Raw genomic sequence first — 525 nt, forward strand, 5'->3', positions numbered from 1 at the left:
TCTCCACGTCGAGGATCGGCATGCCGTAGATCGGGCTCGCCGGGTCGGTCTTGGCCGCCGGGTTGGTGACGTCGTTGGCGCCGATCACGAAGGCCACGTCGGCGGTGCCGAAGTCGCGGTTGATGTCCTCCAGCTCGAACACCTCGTCGTAGGGCACGTTGGCCTCGGCCAGCAGCACGTTCATGTGCCCCGGCATGCGGCCGGCCACGGGATGGATGGCGTACTTCACCTCCACCCCCTCCTTCTTCAGGAGGTCCGACATCTCGCGGAGCGCATGCTGGGCCTGCGCCACGGCCATGCCGTAGCCCGGCACGATGATGACGGACTGGGCGTTCTTCATGATGAAGGCCGCGTCCTCCGGCGAACCCGCCTTGACCGTCCCGCGCTCGCCGCCGCCACCGCCCGCGGCGGCCGCGGACTCGCCGCCGAAGCCGCCGAGGATGACGTTGAAGATCGAGCGGTTCATGCCCTTGCACATGATGTAGGACAGGATGGCGCCCGACGAGCCGACCAGCGCGCCGGTGA

General features: G+C 68.6%; 1 protein-coding gene. It reads right to left on the minus strand.

Going from position 1 to position 525, the window contains the following annotated elements:
- The coding region (locus ACSBPG_RS32070; RefSeq protein ID WP_435541307.1) for an NAD(P)(+) transhydrogenase (Re/Si-specific) subunit beta at positions 1 to 525 on the minus strand (525 nt) is incomplete at both ends.

The organism is Azospirillum sp. ST 5-10 (genome assembly GCF_051225715.1).
GTDB lineage: Bacteria > Pseudomonadota > Alphaproteobacteria > Azospirillales > Azospirillaceae > Azospirillum.